Genomic DNA, 15077 nt, shown 5'->3' on the forward strand with positions numbered 1-15077 from the left:
CACTAAATTTACATTCTTTACAATTTACCCTTACGGTTTTTGCTGACTCACTCGTCAGATGTGTTTTACAAGGGAAATAAGAATCAATACCATTGGCGCCCCTTTGGTTTCAGGTGCCTTTGTCATGCTGCTGCACATTCCCGGTCTGTTCGAAAAAGACGAGGTGCAGCGCATTCGCGAGGCTCTGGAACACGCCGATTGGGCTGATGGCAAGATCACCGCCGGCTACCAGTCGGCCAAGGCCAAGCACAATTTACAGCTGCCTGAAGGGCATCCGCTGGCCAAGGAGATCGGCGCGGCGATGCTGGAGCGGCTGTGGAAAAACCCGCTGTTCATGTCGGCTGCACTGCCGCACAAAGTCTTTCCTCCGTTGGTGAACTGTTACACCGCCGGTGGCAGTTTCGACTTCCATATCGACAATGCGGTGCGTCAGCCCAAAGGCAGTATCGAACGGGTACGCACGGACTTGTCCGCCACGCTGTTCTTCAGTGAGCCCGAGGATTACGACGGTGGCGAACTGGAAATCCAGGACACCTTCGGCACCCAACGGGTGAAGCTGCCTGCCGGTGACATGCTGCTGTACCCCGGCACCAGCCTGCACAAGGTCAATGCGGTGACGCGGGGAACGCGACTCGCCTCGTTTTTCTGGACGCAAAGCCTGGTGCGCGAAGACAGCCAGCGCGCCCTGTTGTTCGAGATGGACGGGGCCATCCAGCAACTGACCCGCGATGTACCCGATCATCCATCGCTGATCCGCCTGACCGGCACTTATCACAATCTGCTGCGTCGCTGGGTCGAGGTGTAAGTGGCGGATTTTCGTTTGCGCCGCGAGGAAACGCTCGACGGTGAGCGTCTGCGCGCGATGCTCGACGAGAGTCCGGCCCGCGCGGCCCAGGCGATTCTGATCGCGGCCCGCGAAGATGTCCTCGATGCGCAGGCGTTGCTCGGGCAGGTTTTGCTGGACGGGCAGGGCATTGCTCAGGATCGGCCGCTGGCGTTGCGTTGGTTCGACATCGCTGCGCGACGCGGGCATGTGATGGCGCGCAACATGCTCGGCCGTTGTCATGAGCATGGTTGGGGTTGTGCGGCCGATGCATCGCTAGCGGCCAGGCATTACCGACTTGCCGCTGCGGCAGGGCTGGATTGGGCGATGTACAACTACGCCAATCTGCTGGCGACCGGGCGCGGGGTGGTTGAGGATCAGTTGCAGGCGTTGAGTCTTTATCGCCGTGCTGCTGAGATGGGCCACGCGAAATCGATGAATCTGTTGGGTCGGTATATGGAGGAAGGGCGGGTCTGTCCGGCGGATCCGGCAGCGGCTCGCGACTGGTATCGGCGTTCGGCGGAGGGTGGGGATTTTCGAGGGCAGTTCAGTTATGCGGCGGTGCTGACCGATGACGGTCGTGTCGATGAAGCGCTGGGCTGGCTGCGCAAGGCATTGGCCGGGGGGAATTTGAATTTTCTGCGAGTGGCGAGTCAGGCGCTGTCGAGCGCGACCGATCCGAGGATTCAGGCGCTGGCCCACGATTACGCTCGCCGCTGCGCCGATCTACAGCGAACTCAATCCATGTAGGAGCTGCCGAAGGCTGCGATCTTTTGATCTTGATTTTTTCAGCAGCAAGATCAAAAGATCGCAGCCTGCGGCAGCTCCTACCGGGACGAGTCAGCAGACACAAAAAAGCCCATGACACGTCATGGGCTTTTGGATTTCTACGCGATGTATTTACACGTAGAACGACTTCAGCGGCGGGAAGCCATTGAACTCGACGGCGCTGTAGCTGGTGGTGTACGCACCGGTCGACAGCCAGTACAGGCGATCACCGATGGCCAGGTTCAGCGGCAGGCCGTACTTGTAGTTTTCGTACATGATGTCGGCGCTGTCGCAGGTCGGGCCGGCGATGACCACTTCTTCCATCTCGCCCTTTTTCTCGGTCCAGATCGGGAACTTGATGGCTTCGTCCATGGTTTCGATCAGGCCGGAGAACTTGCCCACATCCGTGTACACCCAGCGCTCGACAGCAGTACGGGATTTACGCGCGACCAGCACGACTTCACTGACCAGGATGCCGGCGTTGGCGATCAGCGAACGGCCCGGTTCCAAGATGATTTCCGGCAGGTCATCACCGAAGTCTTCCTTGAGGAAGCGGATGATTTCCTCGGCGTAGGTTTCCAGGCTGTTGGTGCGAGTGATGTAGTTGGCCGGGAAGCCACCGCCCATGTTGATCAGCTTCAGGTGAATGCCGTCTTCTTCCTTCAGGCGTTCGAAGATCACTTTGACCTTGGCGATGGCCGCGTCCCAGACGCTGATGTCGCGCTGCTGCGAGCCCACGTGGAACGAAATGCCGTAAGGCACCAGGCCCAGGTCACGGGCGAGGATCAGCAGGTCCATGGCCATGTCGGTCTGGCAGCCGAATTTGCGCGACAACGGCCAGTCGGCAGTGGTCGAGCCTTCGGTCAGGATGCGCACGTAGACTTTCGAACCCGGTGCGGCCTTGGCGATGTTGCGCAGGTCGGCTTCGGAGTCGGTGGAAAACAGGCGCACGCCCTTCTCGTAGAAGTAGCGGATGTCCTTGGATTTCTTGATGGTGTTGCCGTAGCTGATACGGTCGGCGCTGACGCCGCGATCCATCACTTTGTCCAGTTCATAGATCGAGGCGATGTCGAAGCTCGAGCCTTTCTCCTTGAGCAGGTCGATGATCTCGACGGCCGGGTTGGCCTTGACCGCGTAGTAGACCTTGGCGAATTCGAAACCGGCGCGCAGGTCGTCATAGGCCTGGCTGATCATCGCGGTGTCGATCACCACGAACGGGGTTTCCTGCTTGTCGGCGAACGCCTTCATTTTGTCAAAAGTGGCGCGCGCGAAATAATCTTCGACCTGGATCGGCATACTTGGGAGCTCCTAAAGGCAAACGTTGTTAATCAATGGGTGCAAATGAACGTCCTCCGTATCCCCACTTTGGTTCGCCTACTTCCCAAGGCATGTCGCCGAAAGCAAAAAGGCCATGGGAAGTGCAGCTTTCCCTTGGCCTTGCTGTCTCGTCGTCAGTACTTGAGCCGGATGGATCGTTTCCAGCATGGACGTTCGGCGCGAACTTTAGGGCGTGAGGGGCTTGAGATCAACAAAAAATGTCGCGTTTTTGCACTCTTCTGACGTGCGTTGCGAGCATTGCTCTTTGTAACCGACACAGATGACAGTCGGATGTTCCCGAGCAATTGTGAAGTGTTAAAAATACCTGCACGTTCGACGCTTTTGTAAGCCAAGTCGCTAGGAACTACGATAGCGTCAACATCGGCGACGTTGGCTGCGAAAAGGTGGGCTGAAAGGGGAATTGACTATTTCAGAACGTGTTTTCGGATAGCTATTGCAGACTCGACTGTTGATATTTTTTTCCGGTCTGCCGATTACCCAAAAATTGCACAAACCTTGTAGGAGCGAGCCTGCTCGCGATGGCATTTTCACTGCCAACATCGTCGTTGACTGATATTGCGCTATCGCGAGCAGGCTCACTCCTACAGGTTTTGCGTTTTTTACCTGGCGATATGGGTGATCAGGCGATCACTGCCTCGGCAGGCGAGACGATATTCGTCTTCATCCCGCGCGATCGGCCGGAGCTCAAGTACGCTGCGATCGACTCCTGCGTCACCTCACCCAAAAACACCCGCTCGGCATCCATCACCGGCAACCACGCCCGATTGAACTCGTACATGCGCGACAGCAGGATGCGCAAATGTTCGTCGTACGCCGCCGTGGCGTTGAACTCGCGTTGGTACTGCGCGCAGGTGCCGGTCTGACGGTGCAGGTCGCGACGTCGTACGTAACCCAGGGCTTTATTCTCGGCACAAGTGACCACCACATAGCGTCGGTCATGCTCGTCCATCAATTCCAGCGCTTCGGCCACCGGGGTATGCGGGCTGACGGATGGCGCGTTGTCGGCTGCGTCTTCGGCTTTCACCAGCAGCAGGCGCTTGAGTGTGCTGTCCTGGCCGACGAAGTTGCTGACAAACTCATCCGCCGGGTGCGCGAGCAACGTGTCCGGGTGATCGATCTGCAACAGCTTGCCGGCGCGGAAGATCGTGATCTTGTCGCCGAGCTTGATCGCCTCGTCGATGTCATGGCTGACCATGATCACGGTCTTGTTCAGCGCCCGCTGCATTTCGAAGAACTCGTTCTGGATCATCTCGCGGTTGATCGGGTCGACCGCGCCGAAGGGTTCGTCCATCAACAGCAGCGGCGCATCGGCGGCCAGTGCGCGAATCACGCCGATCCGCTGTTGTTGGCCACCGGACAGCTCCCGCGGATAGCGATGCAAATACTGCTTGGGTTCGAGCTTGATCATGCCCATCAACTCGCGGGCGCGGTCGTGGCATTTCTGCTTGTCCCAGCCGAGCAGTTTCGGCACGACCACGATGTTCTCTTCGATGGTCATGTTCGGGAACAGGCCGATCTGCTGGATCACGTAGCCGATGTTGCGGCGCAGTGTTACTTCGTCGAGGCCGGTGGTGTCTTCGCCGTTGATCAGGATCTTGCCCGAGGTCGGAGTGATCAGGCGGTTGATCATTTTCAGCGTGGTGCTTTTGCCGCAACCCGATGGTCCGAGGAACACACAGATTTCGCCTTCATTGACGGTCAGGCTCACCGAGTCCACGGCTTTCACATCTTTGCCGTTGCTTTGGAAGGTCTTGCTGAGGTTTTGAAGTTCGATCATTTGAGCAGTCCTTTTGGAGTCAGCGAACGTTGCAGCCATTGCAGAAGCAGGTCGGCGAAGATCGCCAGCACACTGACCAGCATGGCGCCGACAATCAGCATCGACATGTCGCTGCGGCTGATGGAAGCGAGGATGAGTACGCCGAGGCCTCCGGCGCCGATGGTGGCGGCGATGGTCATGACACCGATGTTCATCACCACTGCAGTGCGCACACCGGCGAGGATCACCGGTACGGCGATGGGCAGTTCGACCATGCGCAGGCGCTGGCCGAACGTCATGCCGATGCCGCGCGCGGCTTCGCGGATGCCCGGCTCGACATTGGTCAGCGCCAGGTAGGTGTTACGCATGATCGGCAGCAGCGAGTACAGGAAAACCGCGGTAATCGCCGGCATCGGCCCCAGGCCCTGGCCGAACTTTGAGTAGAACGGCAGCAGCAGGCCGAACAGGGCAATCGACGGCACGGTCAGCAGCACCGTGGCGCTGGCTTGCAAAGGCCCGGCGAGGCTCGGGAAACGTGTCATCAGAATGCCCAGCGGCACGCCGACCAGAATCGCCAGGGTGACGGCGATACCGACCAGCGTGATGTGCTGCCAGGTCAGGTGGATCAGTTGCTGCCAGTCGAGATGGGAAAAGGCGTTCAGGAATTCCATGACTTTTCCTCCTTAATTGATCGGGTGTTGGCGCAGGAAATCGGCGGCAACGGCTGAAGGGCTCTGATGCTCGACGTCGACCTGCGCGTTGAGTTCGCGCATGGTGCTGTCGTCGAACAGTTCAGCCAGCGGCTTGAGCTGTGCGGCCAATTGCGGGTGCGCATCGAGGTAGGCCTGACGTACCACCGGTGCGGCGGTGTAGTCGGGGAAGTAGTGCTTGTCGTCTTCCAGCAACTTGAGCTTGAAGGCGTTCAGGCGGCCGTCGGTGGTGTAGACCAGACCGGCAAACACCTGGCCGTTGCGTAGCGCGGTATAGACCAGGCCGGCGTCCATCTGCCGGATGTTCTTGCGGTTCAGGTTCATGTCGTAGAGCTGGACCATGCCATCAAGGCCGTCCGAACGGTTGGCGAACTCGGTATCCAGCGCCACCAGGTTGTTGGTCTCGGCTTCCTTGCGCAGCACCGTGTTCAGTTCACTGATGGTGTTGATTTGCGGGTATTGGTCGGCGACCTTCTTCGGCAGGGCGAGGGCGTAGGTGTTGCTGAATTTCGACGGGGTGAGCCAGATCAGGCCTTTTTTCGCATCGAGTTCTTTCACTCGGGCGTAGGACTGTTCGCTGTCGAGTTTTTCAGTGACATGGTTGTAGGCCACCAGCGACACACCGGTGTATTCCCAGAGCATGTCCAGCTGGCCACTTTCGTGGGCGCTGCGGGCCAGATTGCTGCCCAGGCCGCCGGTCACTTGCACCTCGTAACCCTTGGTACGCAGGTACTGCGAGGTGATCTCCGCCAGCAGGGTCTGTTCGGTGAACACCCGGGCCCCGATGCGGATCAAGGGTTTGTCAGCGGCTTGGGCAAATCCTGCGCACAGCAGGACGCAGCCTAGTAATAAGCTTGATGTTTTCATGACGATTCCTTTGCCGGGGCTTAAGACAGGCGCAAACCGCGTTCGAGCCAGAGGCGACTGCCGAGAGTGACCACGCCGTCCAGCAGCAGGGCCAGTAACGCGGTGCACGCGGCACCGAGCAGCAACTGCGGCTGATTGTTCAGGGCAATGCCGGGGAATATCAGGCTGCCAAGACTGTTGGCGCCGATCAGGAACGCCAGCGGCGCCGTCCCGACATTGATCGCCAGAGCCACGCGCACACCGCCGATGATGATCGGCACGGCGTTGGGCAATTCGACTTTCCACAGCACCTGGAACGGGGTCATGCCAATGCCGACGGCAGCTTCCTTGAGCGAACCCTGAACGTTTTTCAGGCCTTCATAGGTGTTGCGCACGATGGGCAGTAGCGAGGCGAGGAACAGGGCGAAGATGGCCGGGCCACTGCCGATGCCGAGGATACCGAGGGCGATGGCCAGGACGGCCAGGGGCGGAACGGTGTTGCCGATGTTGAAGAACTGCATGAAGCGTTCGGCACGGCCGACCATGGACGGGCGGCTGAGGAGGATGCCGGCAGGAATGCCCACGACAAGGGCGGCCAGCATGGAAGCGAGGACGAGAACCAGATGGGCTTGCAGGTAAAACAACAAATCGTCGCGGTAAAGTTCGATCGTGTCGATGCCGATCCAGTGGATCAGCAGGGCCAGAAGGGCGATTACCAACGCGCCTCCTATCAGCCCTTTGCCATAGTGGATAGCCACAGGCGGACTCCTTTTTTCAGTCGGCGAACACTCTTTCGTGTGGCAACGCCATTCCTGGCGGCCGAAAAAGTGTTCGCGATAAGCAGCTCATGCCGAGCGCGTTCCACTGTAGGAGCGAGCTTGCTCGCGATGGACGTCAACGATAACGCTGGGTACCTGAGCGTACGCGTTGTCTGGACGTTTTTCGCGAGCGAGCTCGCTCCTACAGAGGGTAGGCGCACGGCTATCGAGCCATGAGCACAGCCTCGTCAGGCCGAATTGCAGGTGTTTCAGGCCCCCGACGAGTGGTCGTAACGGGGGAGTGGACGTCTCCGTGCTTTAAAAGGTTCCCACGTTCCACACCGTTTGGCCACCCGCAGGAGCTGCCGAAGGCTGCGATCTTTTGATCTTCGGCGTGGTTTAAATCGCCAAAAGATCGCAGCCTGCGGCAGCTCCTACGGCGGATCGTGTCCTACGGGCGGTGGTCCGTAAGACTGCATTTGCGCTATACTCGCCGCCCTTTTTTGAATCACCTGCCAGGCGATTTCCCATGACCAAACAGGCCGCCGAAGTCGCGAAACGCCGCACTTTCGCCATTATTTCCCACCCCGATGCCGGTAAGACCACCATCACCGAGAAGCTCTTGCTGATGGGCAAGGCGATTGCGGTAGCCGGTACGGTGAAATCGCGTAAATCCGACCGCCATGCCACCTCCGACTGGATGGAAATGGAAAAGCAGCGTGGTATCTCCATTACCACGTCGGTCATGCAGTTCCCGTATCGCGAGCACATGATCAACCTGCTCGACACCCCGGGCCACGAAGACTTCTCCGAAGATACCTACCGCACCCTGACCGCGGTGGACTCGGCGTTGATGGTGCTCGACGGCGGTAAAGGTGTAGAGCCACGGACCATCGCCCTGATGGACGTCTGCCGTCTGCGTGACACGCCGATCGTCAGCTTCATCAACAAACTCGACCGTGACATCCGTGATCCGATCGAACTGCTCGACGAAATCGAAGCCGTCCTCAAGATCAAGGCTGCGCCGATCACCTGGCCGATTGGTTGCTACCGCGACTTCAAAGGCGTGTATCACCTCGCCGATGACTACATCATCGTGTACACCGCTGGTCACGGTCATGAGCGCACCGATGTGAAAATCATCGAGAAGCTCGACTCCGATGAAGCCCGCGCCCATCTGGGTGACGAGTACGAGCGTTTCATCGAACAGCTGGAACTGGTGCAGGGCGCCTGCCACGAATTCAACCAGCAGGAGTTCCTCGACGGTCAGCTGACCCCGGTGTTCTTCGGTACGGCACTGGGCAACTTCGGTGTCGACCACGTACTCGACGCCGTCGTTGATTGGGCGCCGCGCCCACTGGCACGCGTGGCCAACGAGCGCACCGTGGAGCCGGTGGAAGAGAAGTTCTCGGGCTTCATCTTCAAGATCCAGGCGAACATGGACCCGAAACACCGCGACCGCATCGCCTTCATGCGTATCTGCTCCGGCAAATACGAAAAAGGCATGAAGATGCGCCATGTGCGCACCGGCAAGGACGTGCGGATCGGCGACGCGCTGACCTTCTTCTCCTCCGAACGTGAGCAACTGGAAGAAGCGTTCGCCGGCGACATCATTGGCCTGCACAACCACGGCACCATCCAGATCGGCGACACCTTCAGCGAAGGCGAAGTCCTGGGTTTCACCGGCATCCCGCACTTCGCCCCGGAACTGTTCCGCCGCGTACGCCTGAAGGATCCGCTGAAATCCAAGCAACTGCGCCAGGGCTTGCAGCAGTTGGCCGAAGAAGGTGCGACCCAGGTGTTCTTTCCGGAGCGCAGCAACGACATCATCCTCGGCGCCGTCGGTGTGCTGCAGTTCGATGTGGTCGCCAGCCGTTTGAAAGAGGAATACAAGGTCGAATGCTCCTACGAGCCGATCACCGTTTATTCCGCGCGCTGGATCGAATGCAGCGACAAGAAGAAGCTTGAGGAATTCTCCAACAAGGCAGTGGAAAACCTGGCACTGGACGGCGGCGGTCACCTGACCTACCTCGCGCCTACGCGGGTCAACCTGGCCCTGATGGAAGAGCGCTGGCCGGATGTTAAATTCCGTGCGACCCGTGAACACCATTAAGCACTGAGCTGAAAGGCCAGAAACCCCGTCGCGAAAGCTGCGGGGTTTTTTGTTACCTGACGCAATCCCCTGTAGGAGCGAGCCTGCTCGCGAAGAACTCAGACCCGCCGCGTTTATTCAGGCTGCGCACGTCATCGTTGACGTCCATCGCGAGCAGGCTCGCTCCTACAGTAATCCGGGGTGTTCACAACACTCTCTGACTCGCGAGGGATCCGGATTCGCCATGAATGCCTGCGTCATTGTTCACTGGGAATCAATGTCCCCTGGTGGAAAACCATCTGCCACTGCTCGTCCCGATTACGCCAGATGGAACTGCGCAGACTGTGGACTGCGCCGGGATGGCCGTGGCTGTCGACGTAACAATGATAAGTCACCAAGGCGGTCTCTTCTGACAATGGCTTGATGGCAAAATGGCTGATGCTCCGTTGGATAAACGACTCATGGGGCAACTGCTCGACCACTTCGGCCTTGCTCCAGATGCCGCCACTGGCGCTGAACTCGATAAAGTCATCCGCGAGCAGGCGTGAGATTTCTTCAGCATTTCGTCGAGTCGTGTGTGACAGGAGGCGTCGTTCAAGTTGCAGCAGTGTTTGCGACAGATCCATGGCGCTTGTCCTTTCCTGAGTTATGCAGGTTCTCCTGGCGTATCAGCCAATCCCGATCTCTTCCTTGAACTGCTCCAGAAACCCCTTCAAACGCTCATGACGAACCTGTGCCAGACGTTGCCCTGTCGCAGTCTGGAAACCGTCTGCCAAGTGCAGCAGCTTGGTCTGGAAATGGTCGATGCAGAAGCGAGTGTCGTCATAGTCGCGGTTATTGGCCTGTGGGTCATGCGGGTCGTAGAGGGCGCTGCCCATGCGCCCGGCAACGTAAAAGGTGCGGGCGACGCCGAGCATACCCAGGGAGTCGAGGCGGTCGGCGTCCTGCACGATTTTCGCTTCCAGCGAGGTCGGCGGGATGTTGGCGGAAAAGCTATGGGCTTCGATGGCGTGGGCGACGGCGGCGATTTTTGTCTCGCGCCAATCCATCTTCGCCAATATCCCTGACGCTTTGCGCGCTGCCAATTGCGATGCCTGCGAGCGCAACGGCGAGTTCTTTTCCACTGCTACACAATCATGCAACAGCACCGCCGCCAGCAGCACCTCAAGATCGCCACCTTCCTGTGCCTGAATCAAGTGGGCGTTGTGCCAGACCCGTTGCAGGTGCGAAAGGTCGTGAGCGCCGTCTTCCGAGGGTTCCAGAGCGTGGGGCAGCAGGGTGGTGGCGAGTGATTGCATCGGTGCGAAGGCGCTGCTGATCATGCTGTGTCCTTTGATTAAACGTGCCGATCGCGGGAAGTTCTGTCCTGCGTATGTCCCGCGAATCCTGCGAGGAATTCTGCGGGTGTACAAGCGTTCTGGAAGGCGGAACACGCTTTGATCTTTTCGGCATAACCTTTATTCCAAACCAGTCTCCAATCCAAGGGCATTTCCGCGGGTTCGACAACGTCCAATCTGGAGAACCCGACTGATCGGAACTAGATTTGACTCAGCGCCAGACAGGCACTCCACGAAAGGAAGGAATCGGCTATGAACAGATTGTTACGCGCTTTACTGCTGTTGAAGGTGTTGGTGATGCTCTCGCTCGGAACCTCGATTGCGTGGGCCGAGTGTATTGATCATGGAGAGCAGGCCTCGAGCGGGCAGGCGGGTTATGCGGGGTTGATGCTTGCCAAGTCCGAATCGGAACCGGGAGATCAGGGGCAGGGGGGCGCTGACAACGACGATGACTCGACCACCGACGAGCCGGACTCCGATGAGGAAGAAGGTGACAGCCAGACGTAGTCGCTCAATGGCGGGTAAAAGAAAACCCCTTCAGCCTGACTGATGCGCAATCGAGGCGGAAGGGGTTTGGTCAATGCATCAAGAATTTGAGCAACTCAATCCCTGTGGGAGCTAGCCTGCTGGCGATTGCGGTGTGCCAGTAAACAGAAATGTTGACTGGTCTGCCGCTATCGCCAGCAGGTTGGCTCCTACAGTTTTTTATGCCGCGCCGTCGAGGAATTGCTCGGCGTAGTGGCAAGCCACCTGGCGAGTGTCGAGCAAGCGCAGGGCCGGCTCTTCAGTGCTGCAACGCTCGGTGGCGTACGGGCAGCGCTTGTGGAAAGCGCAGCCGGACGGCGGGTTCAGCGGGTTGGGCAATTCGCCGACGATCTTGATTTTCGGCTTGTTCGGATCCGGGTGGATGGCTGGCGTCGCCGACAACAGCGCCTGGGTGTAAGGGTGCAGAGGACGGGAGTAAATGTCCTCTTTCGGGCCCATTTCCACCGGACGACCGAGGTACATCACCATCACGTGGTCGGCAACGTGGCGTACCACCGCCAGGTTGTGCGAGATGAACACATAGGCGGTGTTGAACTCTTGCTGCAAATCCATGAACAGGTTGAGCACCTGCGCCTGAATCGACACGTCCAGCGCCGAGGTCGGTTCGTCCGCTACCAGCACTTTCGGTTGCAGCATCATCGCGCGGGCCAGGGCGATCCGCTGGCGTTGACCGCCGGAGAACATGTGCGGATAACGCTGGTAATGCTCGGGACGCAAGCCCACCTGCTTCATCATCGCCTGGACTTTCTCGCGACGTTCCGAGGCGCTCAGGTTAGTGTTGATCAGCAGCGGCTCACCCAGTTGATCACCGACTTTTTGCCGCGGGTTCAACGATGCGTACGGGCTCTGGAACACCATCTGCACGTCTTTGCGCAGTTGTTTGCGCTGGGCCTTGTCGGCACCGGCGACTTCCTGCCCGGCGATTTTCAAGGAGCCGGAGGACGGCTCTTCGATCAGGGTCAGGGCACGGGCCAGGGTGGACTTGCCGCAACCCGACTCGCCGACGACGGCAAGGGTCTTGCCGGCTTCCAGTTCGAATGACACGCCGTTGAGGGCGCGCACAGTGGCGTGACCCTTGAACAGGCCTCGGGACACCTCGTAGTGACGGGTCAGGTCGCGGGCGGTAAGAACGACGGCCATTACGCCACCTCCTGGTTCAGCGGGTAGAAGCAGCGAGCGAGGCTGTTGCTTTTCTGGTCTAGTGCCGGACGTTGTTGACGGCAGTTGTCTTTCACGTAAGGGCAGCGCGGCGACAGCAGGCAACCCTGCGGACGGTCGTAGCGACCGGGAACGATGCCCGGCAGAGTCGACAGGCGCGAGGCGCCCAGGCTGTGTTCCGGAATCGCCTTGAGCAGCGCTTCGCTGTACGGGTGCGCAGGGATGTCGAACAGTTGCGGCACCTGGCCGACTTCGACCGCTTGGCCGGCGTACATCACGCACACGCGCTGGGCGGTTTCGGCCACGACGGCGAGGTCGTGGGTGATCAGCACCAGGCCCATGTTCCGCTCTTTCTGCAGCGCCAGCAGCAGGTCCATGATCTGCGCCTGAATGGTCACGTCCAGCGCCGTGGTCGGTTCGTCGGCGATCAGCAGTTTCGGTTCGCCGGCAATCGCCATGGCAATCGCGACACGCTGGCTCATGCCACCGGACAGTTGATGCGGGTAGGCGTCCATACGGCTGGCGGCACCCGGGATTTCAACTTTTTCCAGCAGTTCGATGGCGCGCTTGCGGGCGGCCTTGCCGGACATTTTCAGGTGCAGGCGCAGCACTTCTTCGATCTGGAAACCCACGGTGTAGCTCGGGTTCAGCGCGGTCATCGGATCCTGGAAGACCATGGACAGGTCTTTACCGACGATCTGCCGACGCTGGCGGTTGTTGAGCTTGAGCATGTTCTTGCCGTCGAAATTCAGGGCGTCGGCGGTGACGATCCCCGGATGCTCGATCAGGCCCATCAGCGCCATCATGGTCACGGACTTGCCGGAACCCGATTCGCCAACGATGGCCAGCACTTCGCCCTTGTCCACTTGCAGGTCGAGGCCATCGACCACTGGCGTGGCGTTTTTGTCGCCGAAGCGAACGTTGAGATTCTTGATTTCTAACAGTGACATGGGAATCTCCTCAGGCGGCGTTCTTGAGTTTCGGGTCCAGCGCGTCGCGCAGGCCGTCACCCATCAAGTTGATTGCCAGCACGCTGAGCAAAATGGTCAAACCAGGCAGGCTCACCACCCACCAGGCGCGTTCGATGTAGTCGCGGGCCGAAGCCAGCATGGTGCCCCACTCAGGGGTTGGCGGTTGTACGCCAAGGCCGAGGAAGCCCAGTGCGGCGGCATCGAGGATCGCCGAGGAGAAGCTCAGGGTGGCCTGAACGATCAGCGGCGCCATGCAATTGGGCAGCACGGTGACGAACATCAGGCGTGGCAGGCCGGCACCGGCCAGGCGCGCGGCGGTCACATAGTCGCGGTTCAGCTCGCCCATCACCGCAGCGCGGGTCAGACGAACGTAGGACGGCAGGGACACCACGGCAATGGCGATCACGGTGTTGATCAGGCCAGGGCCGAGGATGGCGACGATCGCCACGGCCAGCAGCAGGGACGGCAGGGCCAGCATGATGTCCATCAGGCGCATGATGGTCGGGCCGAGCACGCGCGGGAAGAACCCGGCGAACAGGCCCAGCAGGATCCCCGGAATCAGCGACATCACCACCGAGGACAAGCCGATCATCAAGGACAGGCGCGAGCCAGTGATCAGACGCGACAGCAGGTCGCGGCCCAGCTCATCGGTGCCGAGCAGGAATTGCAGTTGCCCACCTTCCAGCCAGGCCGGCGGGGTCAGCAGGAAGTCGCGGAATTGCTCGCTCGGGTCATGGGGGGCAACCCACGGGGCGAAGATCGCGCAGAAAATCACCAGCAGCATGAACATCAGGCCGGCGACGGCGCCTTTGTTCCTGGAGAACGCTTGCCAGAATTCTTTGTACGGAGACGGGTACAGCAGGCTTTGATCGACTGCTACCGATGGAATTGGAGTGGTCATGGTCATGGTCATGATCTCAGCGCTGATGACGGATGCGTGGGTTGACAAAGCCGTAGAGGATGTCCACTACGAAGTTGACCAGAATCACCAGGCAGGCGATTAACAGGATGCCGTTTTGTACGACTGGATAGTCGCGGGCGCCAATGGCCTCGATCAGCCATTTGCCGATGCCGGGCCACGAGAAGATGGTTTCGGTCAGGACCGCACCGGCCAGCAGGGTGCCGACTTGCAGGCCGACCACCGTCAGTACCGGAATCAGCGCGTTACGCAGACCGTGCACGAACACCACGCGCGACGGCGACAGGCCTTTGGCCTTGGCGGTGCGGATGTAGTCTTCGCGCAGCACTTCGAGCATCGAGGATCGGGTCATCCGCGCGATTACCGCCAGCGGGATGGTGCCCAGCACGATGGCCGGCAGGATCAGGTGATGCAGGGCATCGAGGAACGCACCGACGTCATCGGCCAGCAGCGTATCGATCAGCATGAAGCCGGTGCGTGGCTCGATGTCGTAGAGCAGGTCGATCCGCCCGGACACCGGGGTCCAGCCCAGCGACACCGAGAAGAACATGATCAGGATCAGGCCCCACCAGAAGATCGGCATCGAATATCCCGCCAGGGAGATGCCCATCACCCCATGGTCGAACAGGGATCCTCGCTTGAGTGCCGCGATCACTCCGGCCAGGAGGCCCAGGACACCGGCGAACAACAGCGCGGCCGAGGACAGTTCCAGGGTCGCGGGGAACAGAGAGGTGAATTCGGTCCAGACGCTTTCACGGGTACGCAGGGATTCACCGAGATCGCCGTGGGCCAGTTTGCCGATGTAATCCAGGTATTGGGCATACAGGGGTTTGTTCAGACCTAGGCGTTCCATTGCCTGAGCGTGCATTTCGGGATCGACCCTACGTTCTCCCATCATGACTTCCACGGGGTCGCCCGGGATCATGCGAATCAACGCGAAAGTCAGCAAGGTGATACCGAAGAACGTGGGGATCAGTAACCCCAGTCGGCGGGCAATAAAACTAAACATCGTGTGTTGTACCTCATCAGCCGGTTAGGCGTGCCCGGCATGCCTG

The 15077-nt window shown here is 59.6% G+C and carries 15 protein-coding genes; 4 read left to right on the forward strand and 11 right to left on the reverse strand.

The genetic code is table 11. The annotated features are described in order from the left end of the window. Positions 1 to 124: 124 nt before the first annotated feature. Both KW849_RS10000 and KW849_RS10005 read left to right on the forward strand, forming a co-directional pair. The gene (locus KW849_RS10000; RefSeq protein ID WP_218429231.1) at positions 125 to 805 is read left to right on the forward strand and encodes a Fe2+-dependent dioxygenase; all 681 of its coding nucleotides are present in this window, start codon (positions 125 to 127) and stop codon (positions 803 to 805) included. 57 nt (positions 806 to 862) lie between these two features. After that, positions 863 to 1573 carry a tetratricopeptide repeat protein gene (locus KW849_RS10005; protein WP_218429505.1) on the forward strand — a complete coding sequence of 237 codons (711 nt, stop codon included), beginning with the start codon at positions 863 to 865 and terminating at the stop codon, positions 1571 to 1573. A 150-nt stretch (positions 1574 to 1723) separates the two neighbouring features. On the opposite strand, the gene KW849_RS10010 is transcribed toward KW849_RS10005, so the two are convergent. The 5 genes from KW849_RS10010 to KW849_RS10030 form a co-directional block, all read right to left on the reverse strand. Beyond that, positions 1724 to 2887 (reverse strand): type III PLP-dependent enzyme, encoded by a 1164-nt coding sequence (locus tag KW849_RS10010; RefSeq protein ID WP_108218162.1) that lies wholly within the window; start codon positions 2885 to 2887, stop codon positions 1724 to 1726. Between the two features lie 661 nt (positions 2888 to 3548). Beyond that, entirely contained in the window at positions 3549 to 4706 is a 1158-nt protein-coding gene (locus KW849_RS10015; RefSeq protein ID WP_218429232.1) for a betaine/proline/choline family ABC transporter ATP-binding protein, read from the reverse strand. Beyond that, positions 4703 to 5356, reverse strand: coding sequence for an ABC transporter permease (locus KW849_RS10020; RefSeq protein WP_218429233.1), 654 nt, complete (start codon positions 5354 to 5356; stop codon positions 4703 to 4705). The genes KW849_RS10015 and KW849_RS10020 overlap by 4 nt, the downstream gene beginning before the upstream one ends. 12 nt (positions 5357 to 5368) lie before the next feature. Next, positions 5369 to 6262 carry a glycine betaine ABC transporter substrate-binding protein gene (locus tag KW849_RS10025; protein ID WP_218429234.1) on the reverse strand — a complete coding sequence of 298 codons (894 nt, stop codon included), beginning with the start codon at positions 6260 to 6262 and terminating at the stop codon, positions 5369 to 5371. A 20-nt stretch (positions 6263 to 6282) separates the two neighbouring features. Then, entirely contained in the window at positions 6283 to 6999 is a 717-nt protein-coding gene (locus tag KW849_RS10030; protein WP_218429236.1) for an ABC transporter permease, read from the reverse strand. 529 nt (positions 7000 to 7528) lie between these two features. Here KW849_RS10030 and KW849_RS10035 point away from each other — a divergent pair. Further along, positions 7529 to 9112 carry a peptide chain release factor 3 gene (locus tag KW849_RS10035; protein WP_095942377.1) on the forward strand — a complete coding sequence of 528 codons (1584 nt, stop codon included), beginning with the start codon at positions 7529 to 7531 and terminating at the stop codon, positions 9110 to 9112. 236 nt (positions 9113 to 9348) lie between these two features. Here KW849_RS10035 and KW849_RS10040 read toward each other — a convergent pair whose 3' ends face one another. Next, on the reverse strand, positions 9349 to 9717 hold the full coding sequence (locus tag KW849_RS10040; RefSeq protein ID WP_218429238.1) for a DUF4440 domain-containing protein: 369 nt from the start codon (positions 9715 to 9717) through the stop codon (positions 9349 to 9351). A 42-nt stretch (positions 9718 to 9759) separates the two neighbouring features. Then, entirely contained in the window at positions 9760 to 10413 is a 654-nt protein-coding gene (locus KW849_RS10045) for an HD domain-containing protein (protein WP_218429240.1), read from the reverse strand. A gap of 267 nt (positions 10414 to 10680) precedes the next feature. Here KW849_RS10045 and KW849_RS10050 point away from each other — a divergent pair, with 267 nt between their 5' ends. Further along, positions 10681 to 10935: a hypothetical protein gene (locus KW849_RS10050; protein ID WP_218429242.1), complete on the forward strand. Its 255-nt coding sequence runs from the start codon at positions 10681 to 10683 to the stop codon at positions 10933 to 10935. Positions 10936 to 11133: 198 nt separating this feature from the next. On the opposite strand, the gene KW849_RS10055 is transcribed toward KW849_RS10050, so the two are convergent. The 4 genes from KW849_RS10055 to KW849_RS10070 are packed head-to-tail and all read right to left on the reverse strand — an operon-like array spanning position 11134 to position 15031. Then, a complete protein-coding gene (locus tag KW849_RS10055) occupies positions 11134 to 12114 on the reverse strand; it encodes a peptide ABC transporter ATP-binding protein (protein WP_218429244.1) in 981 nt (326 codons plus the stop codon). Then, positions 12114 to 13082: an ABC transporter ATP-binding protein gene (locus KW849_RS10060; RefSeq protein ID WP_218429245.1), complete on the reverse strand. Its 969-nt coding sequence runs from the start codon at positions 13080 to 13082 to the stop codon at positions 12114 to 12116. Before KW849_RS10060 ends, KW849_RS10055 begins: the two co-directional genes overlap by 1 nt. Before the next feature lie 10 nt (positions 13083 to 13092). Further along, positions 13093 to 14004, reverse strand: coding sequence for an ABC transporter permease subunit (locus KW849_RS10065; RefSeq protein WP_218429247.1), 912 nt, complete (start codon positions 14002 to 14004; stop codon positions 13093 to 13095). A gap of 16 nt (positions 14005 to 14020) precedes the next feature. Next, positions 14021 to 15031 carry an ABC transporter permease subunit gene (locus KW849_RS10070; protein WP_218429248.1) on the reverse strand — a complete coding sequence of 337 codons (1011 nt, stop codon included), beginning with the start codon at positions 15029 to 15031 and terminating at the stop codon, positions 14021 to 14023. Positions 15032 to 15077 lie beyond the last annotated feature (46 nt).

The sequence above is a fragment of the Pseudomonas sp. PDM26 genome (genome assembly GCF_019219185.1).
Lineage (GTDB): Bacteria > Pseudomonadota > Gammaproteobacteria > Pseudomonadales > Pseudomonadaceae > Aquipseudomonas.